27 protein-coding genes and 3 pseudogenes are annotated in these 23,967 nt (G+C 33.8%); 10 read left to right on the forward strand and 20 right to left on the reverse strand.

Features of this window, described 5'->3' with window-relative positions; all coding sequences use genetic code 11:
- Window positions 1-46: 46 nt before the first annotated feature.
- Window positions 47-238 carry a DUF3896 family protein gene (locus B5P42_RS15910; protein WP_002012420.1) on the forward strand — a complete coding sequence of 64 codons (192 nt, stop codon included), beginning with the start codon at window positions 47-49 and terminating at the stop codon, window positions 236-238.
- Window positions 239-342: 104 nt separating this feature from the next.
- On the forward strand, window positions 343-1,344 hold the full coding sequence (locus B5P42_RS15915; protein WP_044444231.1) for an LLM class flavin-dependent oxidoreductase: 1,002 nt from the start codon (window positions 343-345) through the stop codon (window positions 1,342-1,344).
- A gap of 52 nt (window positions 1,345-1,396) precedes the next feature.
- Here the strand turns inward: B5P42_RS15915 and B5P42_RS15920 are convergent, their stop codons facing one another.
- From B5P42_RS15920 to B5P42_RS15930, 3 genes are all read right to left on the reverse strand, one after another.
- Window positions 1,397-2,338: an alpha/beta hydrolase gene (locus B5P42_RS15920; protein WP_002189348.1), complete on the reverse strand. Its 942-nt coding sequence runs from the start codon at window positions 2,336-2,338 to the stop codon at window positions 1,397-1,399.
- Between the two features lie 254 nt (window positions 2,339-2,592).
- Window positions 2,593-3,057: a DUF3939 domain-containing protein gene (locus B5P42_RS15925; protein WP_000488199.1), complete on the reverse strand. Its 465-nt coding sequence runs from the start codon at window positions 3,055-3,057 to the stop codon at window positions 2,593-2,595.
- A 108-nt stretch (window positions 3,058-3,165) separates the two neighbouring features.
- A complete protein-coding gene (locus B5P42_RS15930) occupies window positions 3,166-3,609 on the reverse strand; it encodes a Dps family protein (RefSeq protein ID WP_002012416.1) in 444 nt (147 codons plus the stop codon).
- A gap of 241 nt (window positions 3,610-3,850) precedes the next feature.
- On the opposite strand from B5P42_RS15930, the gene B5P42_RS15935 reads away from it, so the two are divergent.
- A complete protein-coding gene (locus tag B5P42_RS15935) occupies window positions 3,851-4,891 on the forward strand; it encodes a YkvI family membrane protein (RefSeq protein ID WP_113734633.1) in 1,041 nt (346 codons plus the stop codon).
- A 33-nt stretch (window positions 4,892-4,924) separates the two neighbouring features.
- On the opposite strand, the gene B5P42_RS15940 is transcribed toward B5P42_RS15935, so the two are convergent.
- The 6 genes and pseudogenes from B5P42_RS15940 to B5P42_RS15960 form a co-directional block, all read right to left on the reverse strand.
- Entirely contained in the window at window positions 4,925-5,293 is a 369-nt protein-coding gene (locus tag B5P42_RS15940; protein WP_002086098.1) for a DUF3979 family protein, read from the reverse strand.
- Between the two features lie 266 nt (window positions 5,294-5,559).
- Window positions 5,560-5,865, reverse strand: a complete 306-nt coding sequence (locus tag B5P42_RS15945) for a hypothetical protein (RefSeq protein WP_002064965.1) — start codon at window positions 5,863-5,865, stop codon at window positions 5,560-5,562.
- Between the two features lie 164 nt (window positions 5,866-6,029).
- Window positions 6,030-6,977, reverse strand: a complete 948-nt coding sequence (locus B5P42_RS33525) for a methyl-accepting chemotaxis protein (protein WP_483295820.1) — start codon at window positions 6,975-6,977, stop codon at window positions 6,030-6,032.
- Window positions 6,972-8,036: pseudogene (locus tag B5P42_RS33530) on the reverse strand (HAMP domain-containing protein); the annotation flags it as partial. The pseudogene B5P42_RS33530 and the gene B5P42_RS33525, both read right to left, overlap by 6 nt.
- Before the next feature lie 184 nt (window positions 8,037-8,220).
- Complete coding sequence (gene rsgA / locus B5P42_RS15955) at window positions 8,221-9,270, reverse strand: ribosome small subunit-dependent GTPase A (protein ID WP_044444234.1); 1,050 nt, start codon at window positions 9,268-9,270, stop codon at window positions 8,221-8,223.
- A 182-nt stretch (window positions 9,271-9,452) separates the two neighbouring features.
- Window positions 9,453-9,980: pseudogene (locus B5P42_RS15960) on the reverse strand (DinB family protein).
- 196 nt (window positions 9,981-10,176) lie between these two features.
- Between B5P42_RS15960 and B5P42_RS15965 the strand changes: the two are divergent.
- Entirely contained in the window at window positions 10,177-10,524 is a 348-nt protein-coding gene (locus B5P42_RS15965) for a DUF4257 domain-containing protein (protein ID WP_000426320.1), read from the forward strand.
- Window positions 10,525-10,608: 84 nt separating this feature from the next.
- Window positions 10,609-10,830: pseudogene (locus B5P42_RS15970) on the forward strand (hypothetical protein); the annotation flags it as partial.
- A 47-nt stretch (window positions 10,831-10,877) separates the two neighbouring features.
- On the opposite strand, the gene B5P42_RS33140 reads toward B5P42_RS15970, so the two are convergent.
- Both B5P42_RS33140 and B5P42_RS15980 read right to left on the reverse strand, forming a co-directional pair.
- Window positions 10,878-11,081, reverse strand: coding sequence for a hypothetical protein (locus tag B5P42_RS33140; protein ID WP_113734634.1), 204 nt, complete (start codon window positions 11,079-11,081; stop codon window positions 10,878-10,880).
- Window positions 11,082-11,130: 49 nt separating this feature from the next.
- Complete coding sequence (locus tag B5P42_RS15980) at window positions 11,131-12,066, reverse strand: aldo/keto reductase (RefSeq protein ID WP_113734635.1); 936 nt, start codon at window positions 12,064-12,066, stop codon at window positions 11,131-11,133.
- Between the two features lie 65 nt (window positions 12,067-12,131).
- Between B5P42_RS15980 and B5P42_RS15985 the strand changes: the two genes are divergently transcribed.
- On the forward strand, window positions 12,132-12,440 hold the full coding sequence (locus B5P42_RS15985; RefSeq protein ID WP_113734636.1) for an ArsR/SmtB family transcription factor: 309 nt from the start codon (window positions 12,132-12,134) through the stop codon (window positions 12,438-12,440).
- A 40-nt stretch (window positions 12,441-12,480) separates the two neighbouring features.
- On the opposite strand, the gene B5P42_RS15990 is transcribed toward B5P42_RS15985, so the two are convergent.
- The 3 genes from B5P42_RS15990 to B5P42_RS16000 all read right to left on the reverse strand — a co-directional run bounded on the left by B5P42_RS15990 (window position 12,481) and on the right by B5P42_RS16000 (window position 16,053).
- Complete coding sequence (locus B5P42_RS15990) at window positions 12,481-13,431, reverse strand: serine protease (protein WP_002012402.1); 951 nt, start codon at window positions 13,429-13,431, stop codon at window positions 12,481-12,483.
- Window positions 13,432-13,765: 334 nt separating this feature from the next.
- A complete protein-coding gene (locus tag B5P42_RS15995; RefSeq protein ID WP_002012401.1) occupies window positions 13,766-14,053 on the reverse strand; it encodes an AbrB/MazE/SpoVT family DNA-binding domain-containing protein in 288 nt (95 codons plus the stop codon).
- 119 nt (window positions 14,054-14,172) lie between these two features.
- Window positions 14,173-16,053, reverse strand: a complete 1,881-nt coding sequence (locus tag B5P42_RS16000) for an FtsX-like permease family protein (RefSeq protein ID WP_113734637.1) — start codon at window positions 16,051-16,053, stop codon at window positions 14,173-14,175.
- A 270-nt stretch (window positions 16,054-16,323) separates the two neighbouring features.
- On the opposite strand from B5P42_RS16000, the gene nadE reads away from it, so the two are divergent.
- On the forward strand, window positions 16,324-17,142 hold the full coding sequence (gene nadE, locus B5P42_RS16005; RefSeq protein ID WP_044444240.1) for an ammonia-dependent NAD(+) synthetase: 819 nt from the start codon (window positions 16,324-16,326) through the stop codon (window positions 17,140-17,142).
- Between the two features lie 44 nt (window positions 17,143-17,186).
- Here the strand turns inward: nadE and B5P42_RS16010 are convergent, their stop codons facing one another.
- The 4 genes from B5P42_RS16010 to B5P42_RS16025 all read right to left on the reverse strand — a co-directional run bounded on the left by B5P42_RS16010 (window position 17,187) and on the right by B5P42_RS16025 (window position 20,044).
- Complete coding sequence (locus B5P42_RS16010) at window positions 17,187-17,648, reverse strand: NUDIX hydrolase (protein ID WP_002130989.1); 462 nt, start codon at window positions 17,646-17,648, stop codon at window positions 17,187-17,189.
- Between the two features lie 27 nt (window positions 17,649-17,675).
- Complete coding sequence (locus tag B5P42_RS16015) at window positions 17,676-17,876, reverse strand: DUF4083 domain-containing protein (RefSeq protein WP_113734638.1); 201 nt, start codon at window positions 17,874-17,876, stop codon at window positions 17,676-17,678.
- Between the two features lie 108 nt (window positions 17,877-17,984).
- Window positions 17,985-19,145: a transglutaminase domain-containing protein gene (locus tag B5P42_RS16020; RefSeq protein WP_088032600.1), complete on the reverse strand. Its 1,161-nt coding sequence runs from the start codon at window positions 19,143-19,145 to the stop codon at window positions 17,985-17,987.
- Between the two features lie 146 nt (window positions 19,146-19,291).
- A complete protein-coding gene (locus B5P42_RS16025; protein WP_113734639.1) occupies window positions 19,292-20,044 on the reverse strand; it encodes a YwqG family protein in 753 nt (250 codons plus the stop codon).
- Window positions 20,045-20,268: 224 nt separating this feature from the next.
- Between B5P42_RS16025 and B5P42_RS16030 the strand changes: the two genes are divergently transcribed.
- Window positions 20,269-20,430 (forward strand): YjcZ family sporulation protein, encoded by a 162-nt coding sequence (locus tag B5P42_RS16030; RefSeq protein WP_002012392.1) that lies wholly within the window; start codon window positions 20,269-20,271, stop codon window positions 20,428-20,430.
- An 81-nt stretch (window positions 20,431-20,511) separates the two neighbouring features.
- The gene (locus tag B5P42_RS16035; RefSeq protein ID WP_113734640.1) at window positions 20,512-21,477 is read left to right on the forward strand and encodes a patatin-like phospholipase family protein; all 966 of its coding nucleotides are present in this window, start codon (window positions 20,512-20,514) and stop codon (window positions 21,475-21,477) included.
- Between the two features lie 95 nt (window positions 21,478-21,572).
- Here B5P42_RS16035 and B5P42_RS16040 read toward each other — a convergent pair whose 3' ends face one another.
- Together B5P42_RS16040 and B5P42_RS16045 are read right to left on the reverse strand one after the other, a co-directional pair.
- Window positions 21,573-21,740: a DUF3933 family protein gene (locus B5P42_RS16040; RefSeq protein WP_002086120.1), complete on the reverse strand. Its 168-nt coding sequence runs from the start codon at window positions 21,738-21,740 to the stop codon at window positions 21,573-21,575.
- Window positions 21,741-21,752: 12 nt separating this feature from the next.
- Window positions 21,753-23,195: an aminotransferase-like domain-containing protein gene (locus tag B5P42_RS16045; RefSeq protein WP_113734641.1), complete on the reverse strand. Its 1,443-nt coding sequence runs from the start codon at window positions 23,193-23,195 to the stop codon at window positions 21,753-21,755.
- A 122-nt stretch (window positions 23,196-23,317) separates the two neighbouring features.
- Between B5P42_RS16045 and B5P42_RS16050 the strand changes: the two genes are divergently transcribed.
- A complete protein-coding gene (locus B5P42_RS16050; protein WP_113734642.1) occupies window positions 23,318-23,935 on the forward strand; it encodes a LysE/ArgO family amino acid transporter in 618 nt (205 codons plus the stop codon).
- Window positions 23,936-23,967: the final 32 nt, after the last annotated feature.

Genomic DNA, 23,967 nt, shown 5'->3' on the forward strand with positions numbered 1-23,967 from the left:
TATGATAAACATACAGATAGTAACTGTATGGAAAGGGTGGATACACATGAAACGTACTTACGATTATCAGGCTACAAAAAAACATTTAGAATTAAAGAAACAGCAGTTATGTAAAAAACTCACTAGCGTTAAACTAACTGAAGAAGAACGCAAGCAAATACATTTAGAAATTGATAACTACGAATATATATTAAACTTAGTCGAAATGAATCATTATGAACGAGGGTTTTCTCATTAAAAGCGGATAAAAAATTATTCACTTTTCCTTTTGAGCATTTCACTACGCATTTTTCGTAAGTAAATATATAATAGGATGTACATTAAGATTGAGAGGTATATTCTATGATCAAATTAAGTGTATTAGACCAATCACCTATTTCAGATGGTAGCACAGCAGCCCAAGCTATTTCACATACAGTTACGCTTGCACAAGAAGTTGAGAAACTCGGATTCACACGTTTTTGGGTATCCGAGCACCATAATTCAGTTAGCTTAGCTGGTTCAAGTCCAGAAATACTCATTTCACATATTGCCGCGAAAACTGACCGTATTAGAGTTGGTTCTGGTGGTGTTATGCTACCACATTATAGTCCATATAAAGTTGCCGAGAATTTCCGCGTTTTAGAAGCACTTTATAGGGGCCGCATCGACCTTGGTGTCGGGAGAGCGCCTGGTGGTATGCCGATAGCAACTCGCGCACTTCAAGAAGGTAAAATGGTCTCACTTGATCAATATCCAGAACAAATTGCAGATGTTGCTATGTACTTACATGATCAAGTACCAGAAAACCATCATTATGCAAACTTAAAGGCTACTCCAGTTATCCCAACATCTCCTGAAATGTGGATGCTCGGTTCTAGCGGAGAAAGTGCAATGATTGCCGCAAAGCAAGGCGCTTCTTTTGCATTTGCACAGTTCATTAACGGATACGGTGGCCCTGAAGTAATGAAGGCTTACCAAGAACAATTCCAACCTTCCTATTTAGGTGATAAACCAAAATCAATCGTATCTATTTTTGTTATTTGCGGAGAAACAAATGAAGAAGCGGAGAAGATTGCATCAAGCCTTGATTTATCGATTTTACTATTAGAACAAGGAAAACGGACTACTGGTACTCCTTCTATTGAAACTGCTCAAAATTATTCGTATAGTGCTTATGATCTATTCCGCATAAAAGAAAATCGTCAACGTATGATTGTCGGTGATCCGTCTTCTGTGAAAGAAAAAATATTAAACTTAAGCAAAGCGTATAATACTGACGAATTTATGATTGTCACGATTACTCATCAATTTGAACATAAATTAAACTCTTATCGCCTATTGGCAGATGCTTTTAATTTATAATAACGAAAAGGAGATGCATCACATATGATGCATCTCCTTTTCTTACTACCAATCAATTGTTTTTGCTTCCTATATATTCAATAGCTTCTTTTAATAACTCATCAAAATTATGAGGATAATCATGATTTAAGTTAGGCACAACTTTATACTTATGTTCTATATTTTTATCCTTTAATAACGTTACAAATTGCTGTGTACCTTCAAAACAATCTTCATCTTGATCCCCACATATTATATATCCTTTTATGCTTTTATCATGCAATATTCCAATCATCTCTTCCCATTCTTCCATTTCCGGAAGCCACGGTGCCACAAAAATAAAACCGTTCACTTCTATTTCACCTTGTAACATGGAATGTAACGCTACTCTTGCCCCAGCAGAAAAGCCACCAATAATAATATTCCCAAATGTTTTATTCACTTTAATCTTATTGTAATGTCCTTTTAACTCTTCTCTGCCTCTTTCGATATTATCCCACACATATCCATCTGAAAATTGAATTTGGGAAGATTGAGGCAATGCTAGCATAAAACCTTGTTCCATTACAGAGTTCCAATATGGTTCTATTATTTGTATATTTTCTTGATCCCCATGCAGTGTTATTAGTAGATTTTCATTTTGTTTGCTGTATTTATATTTCACGTCTGCTTGTTCCGATTTCTTTGCTAATTCTTCTCTTTCTTTACATAATTGAACCATTCTATGAAACTCTTCAAATTTATGTAGTGGTTTTAAATCATCATCGGAAATTAAATACTCACTTCCGTACCAAAATCCATTTTCTATAATTGCTTTCTTCATTAAATGCAACGCTTCTTCTTCAAGTCCTGCTGCACTTGCTAATGCATATTTAAAATTATATATTTGTGCTTCATTACCCATTACATCTTTAGCATTATTCATTATATAAGAATACGCTTCAAAACTTCCTTTATTTGCATAACAATGTAACGTTTCATTTAATAACTTAATATAAGTCATATTATTTTCCATATAGGAATTCCCCCGTAACCTTTTATAATAATTGCTTCTCCAATCTTCCTATCATTCTAGGGTCACGGTATAAGTAGTTAAATTCTACAATTCAACTTAACAATACCTGATTCTCAGAATGATATTTAATAGTTAATGTATGTATACGCATAATACACCACTCCTTCCTATCCACTAGTTGTAGTATAAAGTTAAATAAACTGAAAAATCAATATTTTAATAAAAAAAAGACAACAATAATATTATTGTTGTTCTCATAACATCTGCCCACTATTCTTTTTTTTCTTATCTGGTTTACTTGAAACTAAATAATGCTTTTCTGAAATATATAAGTTTCTTTTTAATATACGATTTAAATATGGTCCTAGCTTCACTCCGCATATGAGGCGATCTTCGCTATCTTCAACAATTGGGAACATTTCTTTTTCTGTTACATATTGATCTACAGCCTTTTGTACGATATCAATTTCTTTAACTAGGTTTAAATTTTCTTCTGTATGTTCAAATACTTCAAGCGTTTCCTTCGTTATCAGAAAAAAATTTGTTGGAAATGCAGGTAAATAGGGCTTTAACAAATCATAATTTACTGTGTAATCATCATTTACTAAAACTGTATAAACGATATTAGCATTCGTTTCTAGAAACTTCGCCATCGCTTGTTCTAATTCATCTTTCGTAATTTCCCTATCTTCTTTTCCAGTTCTGAAAAAGCGAAACATTGTATCGCCTCCTTTTTACTATATTATAGCATAAAAGAAAACTGAAAAATTATAAAAAACTCTATTGAAAGAATTTTTCAATAGAGTTTTTCTTTAATCCATTTATGTTTATTTTAAGAATGCACTTAACATCCATACATGTTGTTCTAATGTCGTATGAATTGCTAATAGCATATCAGCCGATGTTTCATCATCAGCTTCATCAGCTACTTCCATACCTTCTTTTAATTCTTGAATAAGTGCAGAAAAATCGTTTACTAAAATTTGCACCATTTCTTCTGCAGACTCTTTGCTTGTCCCTTCGATTACAGTTGAAGTTGCTAAATACTCTTTCATTGTCGCTAACGGTTTTCCTTCTAACGCTAAAATACGCTCTGCTAACTCATCAATGTATGTTCCTGCTTCATTATAAAACTCTTCAAATTTCTCATGTAATGTAAAGAAGTGCGGTCCTGTCACATACCAATGATAATTATGCAGTTTGACATATAATACATTCCAGTTTGCTACCTGCTTGTTTAATACTTCAACAACATTCGTTTTCGTACTCATACTCATACAATCCACTCCTCTTATCATGTTACTATCTTTTAATGACCTAACTTCATTTTACCATACATTCCCTATTCTTTTGAATGAACAGCTTATATGTAACAAAGTTTTAACAACCTTAATATTTCCCTAATATCATATAATTCATGTATCCTTTCAACTACTTCATATGTCTAATTGTCCAAGCTCACACATATGCATAATAGTAAGTCAAGCTCATCATAGAAGAAAGAGGGATAACATGGACAATCAACAATGGCAAGTAGCAAAGAAAGTCGCTGCTACTTATATCGGAACGGTCGTTGGAGCTGGATTTGCTACTGGGCGAGAAATTGTCGAATTTTTTACAGTTAACGGATTGTACGGAACCATTGGCATATGTATAAGTGGATTTTTTTTTATTTGGCTCGGTACAAAAATGATGTTACTTTCATCACAAATCGGGGCATTTTCAGCGCAAGAATTTAATAAATATTTATTTGGGGATGTATTTGGAAATGTCGTAAATACTTTATTATTACTCGTATTATTTGGCGTAACTAGCGTTATGTTATCAGGAGCCGGGGCAGTATTTGAAGAACAACTTCGTCTCCCGAGACAACTTGGTATTTTCATCACAGTCATCGCCTGCCTCATTATTGGGAGCCGGGGATTACAAGGTGTTTTTGAAGTGAATACACTTGTCGTACCTATTATGATGATTTTCATTATCGGACTTGCTATTACAACCTTTATTCATGGTACAACTCCTATTATTGACACCGTTCCTACAGAAAGTTGGAATATGAAATGGATTACTAGCCCTATTACATATGTTGCATTAAATCTTTCTCTCGCCCAAAGTGTTCTCGTCCCATTGGCCAGTGAAGTAAAAGATCGAAAAGCTATTTTATGGGGTGGTATTTTAGGCGGCGCAGGGCTTTGCTTTATTTTATTATGTAGCCATTTAGCAATATTATCAGTTGAACAATTTTATCAATATAACATCCCAATGGCTGAAGTTGTAAGAAGGTTTAATGCAACTTTCCATTTTTTCTTTGTTCTTATCATTTTTGGTGAAATATTCACAACATTAGTTGGGAATATATTCGGAATGACAAAACAAATGCAATCCATTACCGGATGGAAAAGTAATAACATTATTTACTTCATATTACTAATTAGTTATTGCTTTAGTTTCATTGGATATAGTGAATTACTTCATATTCTATACCCTATTATCGGTTGGGTGAGCATCATTTTACTACCGATTATTGCCTTTAAACAACTTCAAAAAACATAAAAAAACATCCGTGTATACGGATGTTTTTCATCTTCATTCACAGTCTTCACATACTTCCCAGTACGGCCCCATTTCTACTGCAAGATATGGCTTTAATTGCAAACGAATCATTCGACTTGGCATGCGTTCCAATACGAATTGAATGCCGTCTTCCTCTTCATCCAACTCAACTTTTGAAATAGCAATTCTTTGCATAGTAGTAATAGGGCTTCCATCTTTATATAAAGTGATTTTCACCTCATCATACTCATTAAAATACAATTCAACATTCATTTGCTTTTTTAACATTTCATCAACAATTTCATAATTATCATTTTGTTCCTGGATTATATATTTCCATCCGCCTCTATCTAATTCTATCGGAGCAGCTTGGAATAATGTCATCAAATCCTCGTATAGCATAAGATAACCCCTCTCTTACTAAAAAACGATGAGTATTTTATATACCCTTTATCTCTATCACTATCCATGTTTATTGTACCATATATCACAAATCTTACCGCATTCATTTGCTTTATAAACACATACAAAACATATAGTATTTTCAGTTCACTCTCTATTCACTAGTATGTTCCCTTACTGATAACTTATCACTTTCCTTATTTCCTACACACTACTTATAACTCTTAAAAAACCACAAAAAAGAAGAGTAATTTATATCACTCTCCTCATAAGATTTTTCCTGTAGCTGCTAATGCTAACACTATAATTAAACTTGCAAATAATAGTGATACAATTAAACTAAAAATCGGTAATATTTTCTTTTCATTCTTCTTAAATAATAACCTTAAACTAAGAATGATATTTAATGGAACAAATATAAAATAAAAGTATTTAACGATTTGTAATGAGCTATTTGAAAGTGTTTTAAATACAAACACTTCAATTAAAAAAGCAACAAAGAATAAAATGCTTAACCAAAACGAGACATAGCTAAGCCAAGAATGTCTTTTCGTTCCCCAATACACTCCCATACTGATCTCCTTTAAACGTAGTCTGTATTATATTAATTATACACCCGCTTAACAAATCCCTCTATTTTTCGACAAACATTAAATACATTAAACCTCTAATCCGTTTATCAGCTAAAAGACTGTCTCTAATAGCACTAATGCTATTTTGAGACAGCCTCCCCTTTTTATACTTTAAATCTTTCAATTAATACTTGTAACTCTTCAGCCATTTGAGATAGTGTACCAGCTGCAGAACCAATTTCTTCCATAGAAGCTAACTGCTCCTCAGCTGACGCTGCAACACTTTGTGTACTCGTCGCATTATTTTGTGCCGTCATAGCAATTTGACCAACCGAAATAGATACTTCATTTGCACCTTTTGACATCCCATTAGCTGTTTCAACCATCGTTTTAATTTGGTTAGCAATTTCATTTGTAGATTGTAAAATTTCAGTGAAATTTTGTTTTGTTTCATTTGCAATTACAAGTCCAGATTGCACTTCTTCATTTACATTATTCATAGATTTTACTGTCTTACTCATATCATCTTGTATTTCACAAATTAATTTACTAATTTCACTTGATGATACACTAGATTGTTCTGCTAATTTTCGTACTTCATCAGCAACAATTGCAAAGCCTCTTCCATGCTCACCAGCTCTTGCAGCCTCAATTGCTGCATTTAAAGCTAGAAGATTTGTCTGATCTGCAATATTTTGAATAACTTCTAAAATATCACCAATTTGCTTTGATTTGTTATTCAACAACTGAATAACAGCATCTGACTGTGAAACAGATTCCGCAATAGATTGCATTTGATTTACTGTTTTTCCAACTAGCTTTCCACCATCTTCTGCTTTTTCGCGAGTGTGAGCAGAAGCAGTATTAATAGATGATGAGCTATTTGCTACATGCTGAATCCCTTCTGTTACATCAAACAGTAACATAGCACCATTTTCTACGCTTGCTGTTTGCGTCGTTGCCCCACTTGATATTTCATCCATTGCCATTGTAATTTGTTCCGTTGCTTCACTCGCTTGTCTTACACTCGCAGTTAGCTCTTCTGATGCCGCTGCTACATGCCCGGCCGAATCATTAATTCTTCCAATTAACGTTCTTAGTGAATCTGTCATTTCATTAAAACCTTTTGCAAGTTGACCGATTTCATCGTTTGAATGAATTTCAATTGTTTGCGTTAAATCTCCTTCACTTATTTCTTTAGAAGTGGCAACTAATCTCTTTAAAGGTTTTGTAATAGAAAGAGTTACGAAATAAATAAGTGCCCCTCCTACAACTAATGAAATAAGCATAACAATTAACATATTATAAAATACAGGCTGAGCAGCTTCAATTACTTCATTTGAGTACATCGTTCCACCGATTTTCCAACCTGTTTTTAAGTTTGTAGCAAATACCATTTTCTTTTCACTACCATCATACGTGTATGAAAAAGTGCCTTGATTATCTTCGTAAATTCTCTTCGCCCAAGAATCAGCTGCTTTATCCCCTGGTTTTTCTTGAGGATGCGCAATTATTTTTTGTTTTCCATCTAAAATGAAAGTATATCCTTTTTTACCAATATTGATTAACTTTGTTGTTTTCAATAAATTCTCTAAACTTAAATCTACCGCAACAACACCATTTTTATCTTCTGTTTGTTTCGCAATCGTTACGACAATATGTCCATTTCCTTTCGCCTTATACGGTTCAGTGACCACGATTCCACCTTGTTTACTCACTGCATCTTTATACCAAGAACGAGTTGTTGGATCATAATCTGCTGCCATTTGTATATTTGGTTCTTGCACAAACTTCTTATCATTGCCGGCAACATATACTTGTTCAATATCTTTATTCAAATTAATATATTGAGATAATACCTTTCTTAATTCATCTTGATTATCTCCTTGATACATATCACTATGAATCACTCGTGCAAAGTTATTTACTTCGTTAAATTTCGCCTCAATCATTTGATTGATTAAATTATCTAATATTTTTATATTATCGTGAGCACTACTCGTAATTTGTGATTCAAAATTCTTTTTAGCCGTTTGATAAGACATTCCTCCAATAATAGAGACAGCTGCAATTAAAATTATCAAAAATGAAATTAATAGCTTTTTTGCTACTTTTATATCTCGAAACCACCTTAACAGTTTACTCATTATAAACCTCCTGCATTTAAACATTAAGTTTTAAAGATAAATAACCAATTATGAATATATCCCATTCCCTATCCTCTATTTTTACAATTCGTTTTTGATAAACACCTTGTAAAGTTTAAACAAATATTCCCCCTTTGTCTATATATATGAATAATATTATTATAAAATTTACAAATACAAAAAACCAAAGGAATAGTCCTTTGGTTTTTTACATTTTTTTATGTTGTTTAGAAATCTTCTTCCACTTATCACGCTCAGCTCTTGCGAGAATAGCATCTTGTTTTCTCATAAAATACGCCAATTCTCTTTGCAACTTTTTATAGCTTTGCAAACGATTTATCGTCATTAGCCCGTTATCAATTGCTTTATGCACTGCGCATCCTGGTTCATTCTCATGTTTACAATCTCGAAAGCGGCAAGTATTTGCAAGATCTTCAATATCAGAAAATGTAGTTTGAATTGCCGCGCTTCCTTCCCAAAGCTGAAGTTCCCTCATACCAGGAGTATCAATTACTAAACCGCCACTCGGTAATTGGAACAATTCACGGTGAGTTGTCGTATGTCTTCCTTTACTATCTTCTTCACGTATATCTCCGGTTTTTGCTACATCTGTTCCTATTAATGCATTTAACAAAGTAGATTTTCCTGCACCTGAAGATCCAACTAAAGCAACTGTTTTTCCTGGTGAGACAAATTGTTGCAATGATTCTATTCCGACGTACACTAAGCTATCAACAACAAATATAGGAACACCGATTGCTACCGCTTCAGTTTCTGCAATTTTCTGTTCCACATCTTCACATAAACTACTCTTCGTTAAAACAATAACAGGCATTGCACCGCTCTCATAAGCCACCAGCAAATAACGTTCCATCCTTCTTACGTTGAAATCATGGTTAAGTGCATTCACTAAAAATAGATAATCTACATTTGTTGCGATAATTTGTTCTTCAGTTCTGTTACCAGCTTCTTGTCTTGAAAAAGAACTTCTTCTCGGAAAAATACGGTGAATAATTGCCTTTTTCTCATTTTCTATTTTCTTTATATACACCCAATCCCCAACTGCCGGATAATCTCCCTTCGTTAACGCTTCATGACGAAACTTCCCAGACAGTTCCGCTACATATTCACCATCATTACAAATAATCCGATATATATGCTTATGCTCAAGTAAAATACGCCCTACTTCATAGTTCTCTACAGCTTGTTCTTCAAAAAAAGAATCCCATCCGAAAGATTCTAAAATATTTTGATCCAAATTGATATCCTCCCTAGTTTGAACTTAGTGGAAGGATTGTGCGCTCACTTATAGAGTATCGCCCTTTCCGTCCACCTTTGTATTTAATTTATTATTCATTACAGTCATATTCGCCATAATACATCACTCCGATCTTATTTTAATTACTCTCATTATATGGAATATTGATTTAAAAAGCTACCTCATTTGACGTAATTTTCAAATAACTTTCTTTTTAACATTCTAATTTGTCCACGATGACTAATTTCATCTTCTATCACATGAAACCAAAGATAGTGCTGGTTATACGCTACACCGTTAGGTCACTTTCTTTCTGACATTAGCCATGTATCATCTACTTCACTCAAATACTTTAGCGACTCTTCTCGAACACTTTGCAAAAGTTGTACATAATACTGTATTTCATGACCATGAATCGTTCTCCCAACTTCCCCTAAATACAGTGCATCTTCCCATATTTCTAATTCTTCTTTTGTAAAGTCACGATTTTGAAATGAAATAAGCTGATGGGCTTTTTCTATAGCCGCTATATGCTTTAGTAACGCTCCGATGGAATTCCCTCCACTCCGCATAATTAAATCTAATTGCTCAACTGATAGATCGTTTATTTCCTGTAATGTTACAGCCCTCGTATGTTCCAGCATGCTTACTAATTCCCCGATATTTTTTGTATAACCATCTACACTTCTTATTCGATAATCTATATTCATATCACGCACCCCTTTCTACATTCATATTAACGAATAACCGCTTCATACAATAGACTGAAATATATCAGATTTTTCTGTTATAATTAAATTGAATACGGAATAAACCTAAACAAACTTTCTCAATATGCTTATATGAAATATTAAAAGGAATCAATATCAAATTATCGAATCTTATTCACTAAAAGGAGTGGATTCGATGGAAATGTATCAATGGCTAACCGCTGTTCTCGTTGGTGGCATTACTGGCTTCGTTTCCCATCTGATCAATAACCAAGGCAAGTTATTGCTTCCACGCCGTTTAAAAACTTTTTTTCATTTTGGATTTTTAACTGATATTTTTACAGGTAGCCTCGCCGCACTTCTTGGACTCGTTTTATTCGATGTCACCTTAATAAAAGAAATTATAAAAGTCTCCATTGTGACCGCTATTTCCGGTCAAACGTTTTTACTTCACCAAGCTCTTGGTGGTGAACAGGCTAAAAATACGCAAATTGGGAAAGCTGATGAGAAAATCCAAGAAATTGACAAACTATTACGACGTTAGTCTATACTTTCTCTAAAAATTATTGTTATAATAAAAAATAAATATTTTCTATTGCGTCGTTTGTCAGAAGAAAGGGTGTTTCGTATGACAAAAAAGAAAATAGAAGATTTCTTAACAAACACCGAAAAAGAGGAACTGCTAGAAAACTATAAATGTTTACGAGAAGCCCGTACAAAAAGCGAAGCTAACTATTTTGGCGAAGAAGTAAACCATCTACTAAATAAAGCAAAACAACGAATTATTAAAGATGCAGGCATACATGATGAAAATGCAGCAACTGTTCAATCAAAGAGAAAAGCACTGTTTTANNACAGTGCTTTTCTCTTTGCAAAGATTTTCACCATAAGCATTTTTCACATTACTTTCACATCTATTTCACAATTATAAGTAATCCTATATGTTAAACTAAGTATATCCTTTTCCAAGGAACTATATGCCGATATATAAATCCCTATCTCTTTAGGGATTTTTATTTTTGGATTCCCCATAATTTTACTACAATACATTTCTATTATTTGTCTACTTTTTTTACCCCCTGCACTCAAAAGCTCCTTCATGTATTTCTTTTCCTTTTATATAAAAAGAGGGAACTATCCCTCTTTTCAACTAATCTTCTAAAATAGATTCAATCTCTTTCATAACTTTTTCATTCAATGAAACATCCACTGCTCTTACACTTTCTCTTATTTGCTCTGCCCGCTTCCCGCCAGGAATAACAGTATCAATTCCTTTTTTGTTTAATAACCACGCTAAAGCTAAATGCGATACTTCGAGATTCTTTTCTTTAGATAAGCCTTTTAACTTCTCAACTTTCTTAAAGTTACTCTTATATGTATTTTCTTCAAATAGATTTACACTTTGACGCCAATCCCCTTCATCCAATTTAAAATCTTCTGTATATTTCCCGCCTAGTATCCCAAAGGCAAGAGGCCCGTACGGAATAAATGAAATACCTGATTCTATACAATATGGCAAAAGTTCTTCCCCAGCAGCACGATCCAACATATTATACGGTGATTGTACAACATCTATATGTCCGTGCTGATTCGCTTCTTTTAGTTGCTCTACATTTACGTTAGATATTCCAATTGAACGAACTTTCCCTTCTTCTTTTAGACGAGTAAGCTCTCCAATTGAATCTATGTAACTTGTTTCAGGATTTGTAAAATGTAAATAATATAAATCAATATAATCAGTTTGTAATCTTCTTAAGCTATTTTCCACAGCATTTCTTAAATAGCTTCGTTCATTATTAATATGAACCTCTCCATTTAATAACGGCTGAATTCCACCTTTTGTAGCAAGTACAAACTCGTGGCGTTTTCCTTTTAATACTTCTCCTACCAATTCCTCTGATCTACCGAAACCGTATGAATCTGCTGTATCAAAAAATGTAATCCCTTGCTGAATTGCTTCTTCTATTAATCTTTTTCCTTCTTCCTCATTCACATCAGCATATAAATTATGTCCCCCAACAGCGTTTGTTCCTAACCCCAACTTCGAAATATTTAGTCCTACCTTTTGCAATTTTGTATACTTCATTTTTTATCCCCCTATATTTCTATGTTATAGTGCAAATATATTAACTTATACAAGCAGGTGAAAAAATGCGTACTCTCTATCATCCAAATCGAGAAGAAATTCAATTCTCTTCTGTCTTATATGCACTTAGCGATCAAATTCGTTTACAAATTGTAACTATATTACTAGAGAAAAATGAACAATCTTGTGGTGCGTTAAACATTCCAATTGCGAAATCAACTTTATCTCATCATTTCAAAGTTTTACGTGAATCTGGTGTTATGTATACACGCCTTGAAGGCACACAACGTTTCATTTCAATTCGTGAAGATGACTTAAATGCTAGATTCCCCGGTTTATTAGACGTCGTAATACATGCAACAGAACCATACTAAAAAACATCTCATATGAATATGAGATGTTTTTTAGTAATTACTATTCTTTTAATAAATCTATTAATCCATTCCCTTCAGATGTACGTTCATACCCTAAAGGTACAGTCCTTTTTATAAGTTGCGCATATATTTCCGGCTCTGATAATTTTCTACCATACTCTCTCTCACACTGCTTTATGAGAAGTGCTAGCGCCCCAGCGACATGCGGCGTCGCCATTGAAGTACCACTTAATACCGCATATTTCCCCTCTGGATACGTAGACAGTATTTCATCACCCGGCGCTACTAAATCAATTTCTTGATTTGAATTACTAAAGCATGAAATTTTCCGCTCTAAATTAACAGCACCTACTTCAATTACTTCAGAATAAGCACCTGGAAAATCTAATTCTTCAGTATCATCGTTACAATCTCCATCATTTCCTGCAGCGCACACGACAAGTACGTCTTGTTTTACCGCATTTTGAATAGCTTCATGTAACTCTGGTACATCTTGCGGACCACCAAGTGACATTGAAATAATTCTCACTTTCTCTTTATTCGGTCCTCTCCAATTTACAGCATAATGAATGGCCTCAATAATTTGCTCATAACTTCCAGAACCATCTCCAGCTAATACTTTTAAAACTAACATTTTAGAAAGTGGTGCGACTCCTAGTACACCCACTCCATTTTCAGTCGCTGCAATTGTCCCCGCTACATGAGTACCATGCCCATTATTATCAAGATAAATATTGGGATTTCCTTCATAATCTTTTGTGAAATTTCTCCCACCAATAATACGATCTTTTAAATCTACATGATTTACATCACAACCTGTATCTAAAACAGCAACGACAATGTCTTTTCCTTTCGCGCTCTTTTCCCATACTTGCGGAGCATGAATCAATTGTACACCTGGTGGAATTTCATTTACTTGTTCAACCACTTTATTTACAGTAAACGGAATTAATTTAATGCCTTTTTGTTTATTCGCTGTACTACTATTCATCGTAATCCCTCCTGAAAATATATTATTTTCATTTCAGACCACTATTGAATGCGTTTAGATTTAACATTCGTTTTATTCGTTCCATTTCCCTTCCTCTCAAATGTTTCTCAATAAACAAAAGAAAAGGACCATTAATGGTCCTTTTCTTTTTCAGTTTTTCAATAGAATAATATAAAGTGAAACTATAATCAGTGGGTGGTGTTCATCCCCCACTGATTATTAGCCCTCACCAATCGGGCTTTTACGGGCAGTTGATCTCCCACCTAACTTCTTTGCTTCAGCCGAGTTTTGAGGTGGGAGTTTTACTGCCCACAAATAGCGGGATAAATTAAGACTAAATCTTACTCTTGTTCAAAAACTGCTCAATTTCTTTTATTACATGTTTTGCGCCTTCTATACTAACAGTAATGTTTCCATTTGCTAATGAAATATTTTGATCTGAAACATCACCTGTTATTTGACAAGCATTGTATGGTTGATATTTTTGTAAAATGACTTTGTCTTCTTCTACAAAAATTTCAAGTGGTGATTTGATTTGTATTCCTAATACATCCCGTAATTCTTTAGGAATAACTATCCGTCCCAATTCATCTACTTTTCGAATAATTCCTGTTGCTTTCATGTTACTCCCCCCTTACTCTCTATTATTTTTTTCACCTCGCTATTTTCATTTTATCACTATATATTTGGTAATGCCTTACTCTTTTTAGAAAATATAGTACAAAAGTTAAAAAAACACATTTAACGAATATTCAATCTTTCTTTCAATTGTTTTAAATAACGCGATCGTATAATTAAGAAGTATACAACTTGAATACCTACGAAAATACTTAATACAATTGTATTTTCTTTAAACAGTGAGTACTCAAACATTTGTCCTAACGCAGTTAATGCTACTGCCCCGTGTAATGTTGCAACTCCAACTGGAACGAAGAATAAAAGCGCTAAGCGGATTGTGACTACTTTCGATAATTCCCCTCTCGTCAATCCAACTTTTCGAATCATTTCAAATAAACGAGTATCGTCCTCCAAATCTGAAAATAAACGGAAGTAAAGGAAGCTTCCTGCACAAACGAAAAATACAATACCAATAAAGAAACCTACAAATAAAATGGGTCCTGCGATTTGTAGACTTTGATTTTGATCGTACTCTTCTGCACTAAACGTTGCATGTTCTTGATAAGGCTTAATCTGATTCGTAAGCTCTTTACCAACCTCAATTTCATCTTTTGCGGATTGTGTTTTATACATATAATCTTTTTCTTCTTTAAATCCATCTTGTAATGAATCATATTGTTTTTTAGAGATTACATACACATTACCTCTTAGTATTTTACTTAATGAAGAAGTATTAACTTTTTTCACATTTAAAGGGTCATTCATATTTGGTAAAGTAATTTCTTTTCTTTCTTTCATCGGTGGTCCGGGTATTTCGACTGACAAAAATAAAGCCTCTTTATTTGATACAGTATTAAATGGTTCTCCTGTTAACTTTGCATATTCTTTATAATCTGATTCTTTTATAAAAATGACGCTTCTTAACGACTGCTCCTCCGTTTTCTTCGATGAAATATTTATTTTTGAAGCTGCTATATTATGTTTCTTTAATCCTTCGTCAATGATTTTCAGATGCTGTGGCTCATTGCTATTACCTTGCTTAGACTGATAGTGAAACGCAATTGGTCTGTCCATAATTTCTTTCGTCATCGAAGCAAACCCAACCAATGTACCTATTGCTGAAAATGCTACTGTTGAAATAATCGTTACAATAAAGAACATTCTTGCGTTATCTCTCATACGGTATGCTAAATCTGACAAAGTAATAATATTTGTCTGTGTCCAATAGAAACGTTTACTTTTTTTACATAGTCTAATAATAAAGACGCTCAACTGCTTGTACAGCAAATACGTACCAATAATGACTACCGTTGTAACAGGAATCATCATTATAAATACCATTGCACCATGTGACATAAGAGCTCCTGCATAACCAGCACTAAGCAATACTACTGCTAATATAGAAGAAATTATAGATGCCTTCGGTTCTGGCTTCGCCTCTGCTGATCCTCTAAACAATTTCATAATTTTATTTTTACGAACCATTCCTGCACTAAACAATGAAATGATCATAAATAATACGAAAAACATAATACTCGTTACAACAATCGCTTTCATCGGTATGTAATAGGATAAAGAGATATCTAGTTTTAATATCATCGGAGCTACAAATATTAATATTCCTGAAAACAACATACCTGAAAGAATCCCAAAAATTATTGCCCCTATTCCAATCATTATATTTTCAAAGAAGATAAGACGCTTTAATTGATATTTCGTCATACCTAACATCATTAAAATTCCTAGTTCACGCTTTCTCGTTTTTAAAAACATTCCCATTGAATATAAAATAAAAAAGAATGTAAATAAGTAAATAATAGACTGCGCAAAAGACATACTTACGAATACGTACTGTCCTAATTCTCCAGCACTTAATGCCGGATGAAACGCAAAAAATGAATACACAAAAAAGGCCATAATTGCAAATGCACTACTCAAAAAATAAGCTGAGTATGTTCGTCTATTTCGCGTTACATTTCGAAATGCGAGTTCTCTAATGTTCATACTACTTCTCCGCCCTTCTACTAACTATACTTTTATATTAGTAAAGTTCGGAAATACCTTCCATCGATTCAAATGACAAAAACCTTACATTATTGAAAGGTTTTAAACAATTGCTTATATAAAACAGTTTCATTATAATGACTACATTCATATTCATACACGCATCCTATTGTATATTCGTTAGTTTTGCGAAATAATAAAGGATAGAAGTATGTACCAATATACATATAAACTTATTTACCGCTTTAATATGAATAGGAGGAAAACATAATGACATTACAAGAACAAATTATGAAAGCATTACATGTTCAGCCTGTAATTGATCCGAAAGTAGAAATTCGTAAACGAATTGATTTCTTAAAAGCTTATTTAAAAACTACAGGTGCAAAAGGATTTGTACTTGGAATTAGTGGCGGACAAGACTCTACACTGGCAGGACGTTTAGCACAGCTTGCAGTCGAAGAAGTTCGTAATGAAGGTGGTAACGCAACGTTTATCTCCGTACGTCTTCCATACAAAGTACAAAAAGATGAAGATGATGCACAATTAGCATTACAATTTATTCAAGCTGATCAGTCTGTTGCTTTTGATATCGCTTCAACAGTTGATGCCTTCTCAAATCAATACGAAAACTTATTAGGTGAATCATTAACAGATTTCAATAAAGGAAACGTAAAAGCACGCATTCGCATGGTTACACAATACGCAATCGGCGGACAACAAGGGCTACTCGTTATCGGAACTGATCATGCTGCTGAAGCTGTAACAGGTTTCTTCACAAAATTCGGAGATGGCGGTGCAGATTTATTACCATTAACGGGATTAACGAAACGCCAAGGACGTGATTTATTACAAGAATTAGGTGCAGACGAGCGACTTTACTTAAAAATGCCAACAGCTGATTTATTAGATGAAAAACCAGGTCAAGCTGATGAAACAGAGCTAGGCATTACTTACGATCAATTAGATGACTATTTAGAAGGTAAATCCGTTCCAGCTGACGTTGCTGAAAAGATCGAGAAGCGTTATAAAGTGAGTGAACATAAAAGACAAGTACCAGCGTCAATGTTTGATGATTGGTGGAAATAGAACATAAAAAAGAAGCTAATCTCATTTAGCTTCTTTTTTATACGTTAACGATATACCCCTACTCTTTTCTCTAATAAATCCTGTAAGCAATCTTCATGTTGTTTATTAAACAATGGCGGCATTTTGTCTAAAGGGAAAAACTGCAAATCTAACGTTTCATCACCGTCTATTTTTGTATTCCCTCCAACGATTGAAAACTTAAAAAATATTACAATTGCCTGTGCCTGATCTCCATTCGGATATGCTTGAAAATATTTCGTATACACACCAATGAGCTCATCAATTTCCACATCATATCCTGTTTCTTCTTTTATTTCTCGAATCGCAGTTTCTGCCGCAGATTCCCCGATTTCCATTGCACCGCCTGGAAATCCCCAAGCATTAAAGTCTCCTCTTTTTTGCAGAAGCACTTCACCAAATTCATTAAATACACAACCTCCTGCAAAATTCAAAATAACATAATCATGCCCTATTTTTTCACGTAATTCCTTTATATAATTCGCCATCTGCTTCTCCTTTTTATCCATCTTCCATTATTCTTTTTTATCTTTTTCAAGCAATTCAATAATCCGATCTAACTTCTGATCCATATTAATCACATGTTGTTTTTTCATAGTGTTGTTTTGCAATAATCTTTTAATGAACAGAGTAAATGATACAAAAAACAAAACGATAAGTCCGATTACTAGACAAAAATATATCAATGCAAATATATTATTTTCGAACAAATTCATTCAGCTATCACATCCTCTATTTAGAATTATTTTATCACATAATTCTAAATAGTCACTAGAATTATAATCAAACGCAAAAAGAGCACCTTTTAAAGATGCTCTTTTTCATTAATACGTAAATGTAATTGTCGCTAATGAATAACCTGTCATTGCACTATATGGCGCAACTTGATAAGATACACGCTTTGCACCTTTTGGCCAAGTTATTTCATTTAATACTTTCTTTATATCTTGCATCGTTCCATCCATTGACTGCTTATATCGTACTTCTACTTTTTCTGGCTTGGAAGCAAATTGTTGCTGTAATTTTTTCTTAAACTCATTGTAATTTTCCGCTCCGTATTGTGCAGATAAATACTTTAAATTTGTTTCTTTTAACATTTGTTCATATACAGCAGTTTTTGAACTACCGGCTTTTATTTTGCTTGTTAATTCGTTGAAGTAACTTGTAGTTGCCGCTGGATATTCACTACGATCCCATTCATGGTCTTTGCTTAATTGTTCATCAGACATATTAAAATATGAATATGTTACGCGCCCAGCTTTATCAGGAACTGGATCATCGAATGTAGTATCAAGGTGGTACCACTTGTTATCAATGTTCACTAAATTCCATGCGTGAGCTTGTCCATTCCCTGTACCTGTTACAATATGATTTTGAATACCTGCTTCTTTTAGTAATTGATATGTTAACAATGTATATCCTTGGCAAACGGCAGAACGATTCGCTAACGCTTCATACGCTGTATATGCTTGATAAGACGTATCATATGATACTTGTTTCACAACATAATCATGAATAGCTTTCACTTTTTCATGTTCATCCATGCCTTGTTTAATGATAGAATTTACAATTGCTTTCGCCTGAGACTTTACATACTGTGTTTGCTCTTTTGATTCACGATACTTCACTTGTAATGTAAATGTATAATTCCCAGGCATCCCTTTTATAGAATATTTAGTAGACGCTACATTATATTTTACATACTCATCAGCATCTACAATTTTATTAAACTCGCCATACAATTGGTCCATAATATTTCTAGCATTTCTATCTTTTGTTTTATATGTGATTGTAATATTTTCTTCTCTATTATCAATCTGTTTTTTTAATTCTTTTCTGAAATCATTTAACAACTTTGCATCTGATTGTGTTGTCACTGTAGTCGGATTCGTAGCCGCATAAGATACAGCTGACGCCTGTAAGCCTCCCATTACTATAGTTGAACAAAGTGCGGCAGCTGTCACATACTTACTTGTCTTTCCCATCTTGTCACTCCTTACATTCTATAACTATACAAAAAGTATCGTATAGTTTCAGAGTATACAATACTTTTCAAAATAGGTCATATGAGATTATGCATATTTAACATTTTTAAAAGGGTGGTTCTTTTAGAAAAAGAACAACCCTTTTTTTAGCAAGTTTGCAACACACAGCATGTATTTTCAAAATGGCGATTTTTCAAGTCTTCATTTCCAATACAGAAATAAAGCATCCCTAAATCTCCCCACATCATATTACAATTTTTAGTATCTGAATCAATTTGGAATAAGAGCGTCATATGCTGTGGATCTATCCCCATATATTGTCCAGTCTCGTACAATACCTCATCTTGTACAGAGAATGGTTCTCCAAACATTTGATGATTATCATAGTTGTCTGGGATTAGCTCTTCAAGTAATTGCAAGAAACGATCTGAATCCGCCTCATCTTCAATGAAAAGCTCCGGTAATTTATACGTCAGTTCAAAAGTAATTGCACACTGGTTATATTTCGATTGTATTTCATCTGCTCTACGTAATTGCTCTACAGGGATATCATAATAAAGTACACGTCCAGCTTCGGTTGGATCCACATCTTCTTCAAAGTAATTTTCAATACTAAAGAAATATAACATCCCTGTCTTAGGAAGATTATGATCCATACCAACGTTTTGTAAATCACTTAAATTAAATTGTGCGATAAAACGTAACGGATTCTCTTTGTATGTTGGATATTCAAATGTATTTGGCAAATCAGGAACTCCGCCCATTTTCGAACTGCCTATCGCAATTATTTCCTGTTGTTTTGGCACAACTTTTATACAAGGAAATACAGTATTAATAAGTTCCTGTTTCAAATGTGTTAGTTCATATTTATCAATTAATATTTCAATTTTCTGTTCCATAAATTCTCCTTACATTTACATACTTATTTGTATCATAGCACAAAGATTATACTTCATTCATTGTAAATTCAACAAGCCCTCCAAAAAACGGGCTTATCCCTCGTACGCGAACAAGTTTAAAAAAGCATAGTATACATTGTTCCTACAAACACGATAGTTCTTTATTTCTTCCAGTACATTTTCCCCTCGTTCATTTTTATTTTTAATTTAAGGAGGAATTCCACATGGGTTACGGATATAGTTGCGGCGGTTACGGCGGTGGTTACGGTTACGGCGGTAGTTGTGGTGGCGGTTGTGGTTATGGAGGTTTCGCTTTATTAATCGTTTTATTTATCCTTCTAATCATCATCGGAGCTAGCTGTTGGGGCGGCTTTGTAGGCTGCTAGTAAACTTAAAAACTATTGTAAAAAGCACGTACAATACGTGCTTTTTTTCCATTTTCATTTTTTAGAAAGGAAGTATGTTCAATGAAAATTGATGGTGTTTTTGAAGGAGGCGGTGTACGCGGAATTGCTCATGTAGGGGCAATTTGCGCGTTAGCCGAAAAAGGATATGAATGGGAACGTTTAGCTGGAACATCAGCCGGCGCTATTATTGCAGCTCTTCTAGCAGCAGGATATTCTTGTTCCGAATTAAAGACGATTGTAACAGACATTGATTATGAAAAATTCACTAAAAAAACTTTTCTTGATAAAATCCCCTTTATTGGTAAAGGATTAAGCGCTTGGTCTACTCTAGGTATTTATTCAAATGTATTTCTCGAAGAATGGCTAGAAGACCTGCTTAGAAAAAAAGGAATTCATTTGTTTACAGACTTATCCGATTTGAATAAACTCAAAATTATTGCTTCAGATATAAGCAATGGTAAAATGGTTATTTTTCCCGATGACTTACCAAACTACGGATTTTTAAATTACCGCTTCTCTATCGCTAGAGCAGTAAGAATGAGTGGAACCATTCCTTTCTTCTTCGAACCAGTGAAATGGAGAACACCAAAATGGAAGCAGCCTTGTTATATGGTTGACGGCGGTATTTTAAGTAATTACCCAATTTGGATTTTCGATTCACCGACTTCTCCTCGCTGGCCTACCTTTGGATTTCATTTTGTAAAAGATGAGATTCAAGCTGATCCCGCCCACTATGACGAACCTATTTCCATGTTCAAAGGATTATTTAAAACGATGATGCAAGCTCATGATTTACGTCATTTAGATAAAGAATCAAAGGCTAGAACTATTACAATTCCGACAGGAAGCATTACCAGTACTAATTTTCAACTAACTAAAGAAGAGAAAGAATGGCTCTATAACTCTGGTTATAATGCAGCTAATAAGTTTTTACAATCCTGGAACTTCAGACAATATGTTGATGAATATAGAGACGGAAATCAGGATCGAAAAACAAATCGGTATTTCCGTCAACTTGACTCATAATTATATTATTTTCCCTGTCACACTTTAATAGTAAATAAGCCTAATAATATAGTACATTATTAGGCTTATTTACTTCTTATGTACTCTCCCATTATTTAAGGATAAGTTAACCCTTCTGCTTCTTTTGCGGTAATTACTATGTAACGATTTCCAGTTCTTAAACCTAGCAATTCTGCTTTTTCAATTGCATCCTGTTTTGTCTCCGCATAAGCAGCTAAATATTTATCTCCATCAATCATTTGGCAAATCACATATTGTTTCATGGTTTTCTCCTTTTACATTTTAATTAATTGCGCGATCTTTTTTATTCCAACTTCAATTTCTTCTACAGTTGCATAGGAATAAGAAAGACGTAAAAATTGGTTAGCACTTCTATCATACAAAGTGCCTGGGTTTAACAACACCTTTTCTTGTAAAGCTTTTTCAAATAAACTACGATTCGAAATTGGTAGATTTATATGTAGCCAAATGTAAAAGCTTCCTGCTGGCTCATGCCAAGTTGCAATGCCACTACAATACTTTTCTAACATACTTATCATAAAATCTCTACGTTTTTTCAATTCACTTCTTACAAACTGTAAATGTTTATCATACAATCCATTTTCAAACCACTCCGCTGCAATCTGCTGGGATATAGAACTTGAACCATAATCAGTTTGCATTTTTATATCTGCTAATCTTTGAATAACGGATTCTGATCCAACAACCCACCCAATTCTTAAACCAGGACTAATGACTTTGGACATACTTCCAATATGTAGCACGATCCCATTTTTATCATATGCCTTTAAAGGTTTTGAAACTGGTGCATCGAACCATAAATCTTGATATACCGCGTCCTCAATAATAGGTAATCCAATTTCATTACATATATCCATCACTTCTTCCCTCTTCTTAGCGTTCATACTAAAATTGGTCGGATTATGAAAAGATGGGATTGTATATAAAATAGATGCGTTAAATTGTTTCTTATATTTTGTAATGTATGAAGTATTTATACCATTCTCATTCATTGGTATTCCAATCAAGCGCATTCCTGCTGATTGAAATACATTAAGCGAATATAAATATGATGGTTTTTCTAATAAAATTGACGCTCCTTTCGGAAGAAGCCCCATAGAAATAAGCTGCAATGCTTGAATTGCCCCTGAAACAATTAAAATAGAGTCAGGAGATACATATACCCCATGCCCTTTTAAATATTCCGCAATTTTTTCTCTTAAATGGAGATTCCCTTTCGGTTCCTCATACCCAAGTGGAACATTTGATTGTAAAATTTTATTAATAATACCCTTCATCTTTTTCTCAGGTAAGAGACTCGGTGAAAGTTCACCTGTTCCTAATCGAATTACATTGGGAGTAAATTCAGCTTGATTAATCTCTTGTACAGCAGGAAGATTCGGATAATGAAGTCCTGTTTCTACGTAAGACTGCCAGTTTGGAGGCGGGGCATATGTTGAAGTATTCTCACTATTTTTTATAACAATTGTTCCCTTCCGTCCATTCCCCTCAATATACCCTTTTGCTATTAACTCATCGAAAGCCATTACAATTGTACTTCGGTTCACTTCAAACGCATGCGCCAAAGCTCTTTGTGAAGGTAATTTAGTTCCAATTGTCCATTCCCCATTAACAATTCTCTCTTTTATATAAGATTCTATTTGTTTATACAAAGGAATAGATGAAGACATATTAGGTTTCCAAACGAGCCTTTCCATTATATCACCTCACATATTTTATGGTTGGTAACCTATCCAACCATATGGATGGATACAAATTTTCATTTCTTCTATACAATATAGACTATCATAATTAATCAAATTAAGTAGGAGGTAATCTGATGAGTGAAGCAATTATTCACGGGATCATCCTTGCATTTGGTCTTATCATTCCATTAGGTGTCCAAAATGTTTTCGTCTTTAACCAAGGCGCTAGTCAACCAAATATTTGGCGAGCTGCTCCTGTAGTCTTGACTGCATCTATATGTGATACATTATTAATATTAATTGCTGTACAAGGTGTCTCCCTTGTCCTCTTAACTTTCTCTTGGTTAACAACCACCTTGTATATGATTGGATTTTTCTTTCTTATGTATATGGGCTGGGTTATTTGGAGAAGCGATTCTTCAAATGATGTAAAACAAGAAAAAAGCATGCCTTTAAAAAATCAAATTATTTTCGCCGCATCAGTTTCATTACTAAATCCACACGCAATTTTAGACACAATTGGTGTAATCGGAACAAACTCTATACAGTACATAGGAAATGAGAAATGGGCTTTCACTTTTGCAACAATTATAGTTTCTTGGATCTGGTTTATTAGTTTAGCTTTTGCTGGAAAATTTCTAAAAGGATTTGACTCAACAGGAAAAACGATTATAGTATTAAATAAAATTTCAGGGCTACTCATATGGGGAGTCGCACTTTATATGTTAAAACAAGTTGTTTTTCCTAACTAATTAAAGAGAATTGCATGTTATGTAATTGGCAT

Source organism: Bacillus sp. SRB_331 (assembly GCF_003264175.1).
Lineage (GTDB): Bacteria > Bacillota > Bacilli > Bacillales > Bacillaceae_G > Bacillus_A > Bacillus_A mycoides.

Bases quoted from the DNA above. Each gene is read 5' to 3' on its own strand.
- B5P42_RS15920 (WP_002189348.1), bottom strand. From the start codon at position 2,338: ATGGAAAATAATATGACTTATATTAAGTTATTAAATGAAACGTTACAT.
- B5P42_RS16030 (WP_002012392.1), top strand. From the start codon at position 20,269: ATGGGTTACGGATATAGTTGCGGCGGTTACGGCGGTGGTTACGGTTAC.
- B5P42_RS16050 (WP_113734642.1), top strand. From the start codon at position 23,318: ATGAGTGAAGCAATTATTCACGGGATCATCCTTGCATTTGGTCTTATC.
- B5P42_RS15985 (WP_113734636.1), top strand. From the start codon at position 12,132: ATGCGTACTCTCTATCATCCAAATCGAGAAGAAATTCAATTCTCTTCT.
- B5P42_RS15940 (WP_002086098.1), bottom strand. From the start codon at position 5,293: ATGCTATACGAGGATTTGATGACATTATTCCAAGCTGCTCCGATAGAA.
- B5P42_RS15990 (WP_002012402.1), bottom strand. From the start codon at position 13,431: ATGAATAGTAGTACAGCGAATAAACAAAAAGGCATTAAATTAATTCCG.
- B5P42_RS15925 (WP_000488199.1), bottom strand. From the start codon at position 3,057: ATGTTTCGCTTTTTCAGAACTGGAAAAGAAGATAGGGAAATTACGAAA.
- B5P42_RS15910 (WP_002012420.1), top strand. From the start codon at position 47: ATGAAACGTACTTACGATTATCAGGCTACAAAAAAACATTTAGAATTA.
- B5P42_RS16040 (WP_002086120.1), bottom strand. From the start codon at position 21,740: ATGAAACAATATGTGATTTGCCAAATGATTGATGGAGATAAATATTTA.
- B5P42_RS16015 (WP_113734638.1), bottom strand. From the start codon at position 17,876: ATGAATTTGTTCGAAAATAATATATTTGCATTGATATATTTTTGTCTA.
- B5P42_RS33140 (WP_113734634.1), bottom strand. From the start codon at position 11,081: ATGAAGGAGCTTTTGAGTGCAGGGGGTAAAAAAAGTAGACAAATAATA.
- nadE (WP_044444240.1), top strand. From the start codon at position 16,324: ATGACATTACAAGAACAAATTATGAAAGCATTACATGTTCAGCCTGTA.
- B5P42_RS33525 (WP_483295820.1), bottom strand. From the start codon at position 6,977: ATGACAGATTCACTAAGAACGTTAATTGGAAGAATTAATGATTCGGCC.
- B5P42_RS16020 (WP_088032600.1), bottom strand. From the start codon at position 19,145: ATGGGAAAGACAAGTAAGTATGTGACAGCTGCCGCACTTTGTTCAACT.
- B5P42_RS15930 (WP_002012416.1), bottom strand. From the start codon at position 3,609: ATGAGTACGAAAACGAATGTTGTTGAAGTATTAAACAAGCAGGTAGCA.
- B5P42_RS16000 (WP_113734637.1), bottom strand. From the start codon at position 16,053: ATGAACATTAGAGAACTCGCATTTCGAAATGTAACGCGAAATAGACGA.
- B5P42_RS16035 (WP_113734640.1), top strand. From the start codon at position 20,512: ATGAAAATTGATGGTGTTTTTGAAGGAGGCGGTGTACGCGGAATTGCT.
- B5P42_RS15945 (WP_002064965.1), bottom strand. From the start codon at position 5,865: ATGGGAGTGTATTGGGGAACGAAAAGACATTCTTGGCTTAGCTATGTC.
- B5P42_RS16025 (WP_113734639.1), bottom strand. From the start codon at position 20,044: ATGGAACAGAAAATTGAAATATTAATTGATAAATATGAACTAACACAT.
- B5P42_RS15965 (WP_000426320.1), top strand. From the start codon at position 10,177: ATGGAAATGTATCAATGGCTAACCGCTGTTCTCGTTGGTGGCATTACT.
- B5P42_RS15935 (WP_113734633.1), top strand. From the start codon at position 3,851: ATGGACAATCAACAATGGCAAGTAGCAAAGAAAGTCGCTGCTACTTAT.
- B5P42_RS16010 (WP_002130989.1), bottom strand. From the start codon at position 17,648: ATGGCGAATTATATAAAGGAATTACGTGAAAAAATAGGGCATGATTAT.
- B5P42_RS15995 (WP_002012401.1), bottom strand. From the start codon at position 14,053: ATGAAAGCAACAGGAATTATTCGAAAAGTAGATGAATTGGGACGGATA.
- B5P42_RS16045 (WP_113734641.1), bottom strand. From the start codon at position 23,195: ATGGAAAGGCTCGTTTGGAAACCTAATATGTCTTCATCTATTCCTTTG.
- B5P42_RS15980 (WP_113734635.1), bottom strand. From the start codon at position 12,066: ATGAAGTATACAAAATTGCAAAAGGTAGGACTAAATATTTCGAAGTTG.
- B5P42_RS15915 (WP_044444231.1), top strand. From the start codon at position 343: ATGATCAAATTAAGTGTATTAGACCAATCACCTATTTCAGATGGTAGC.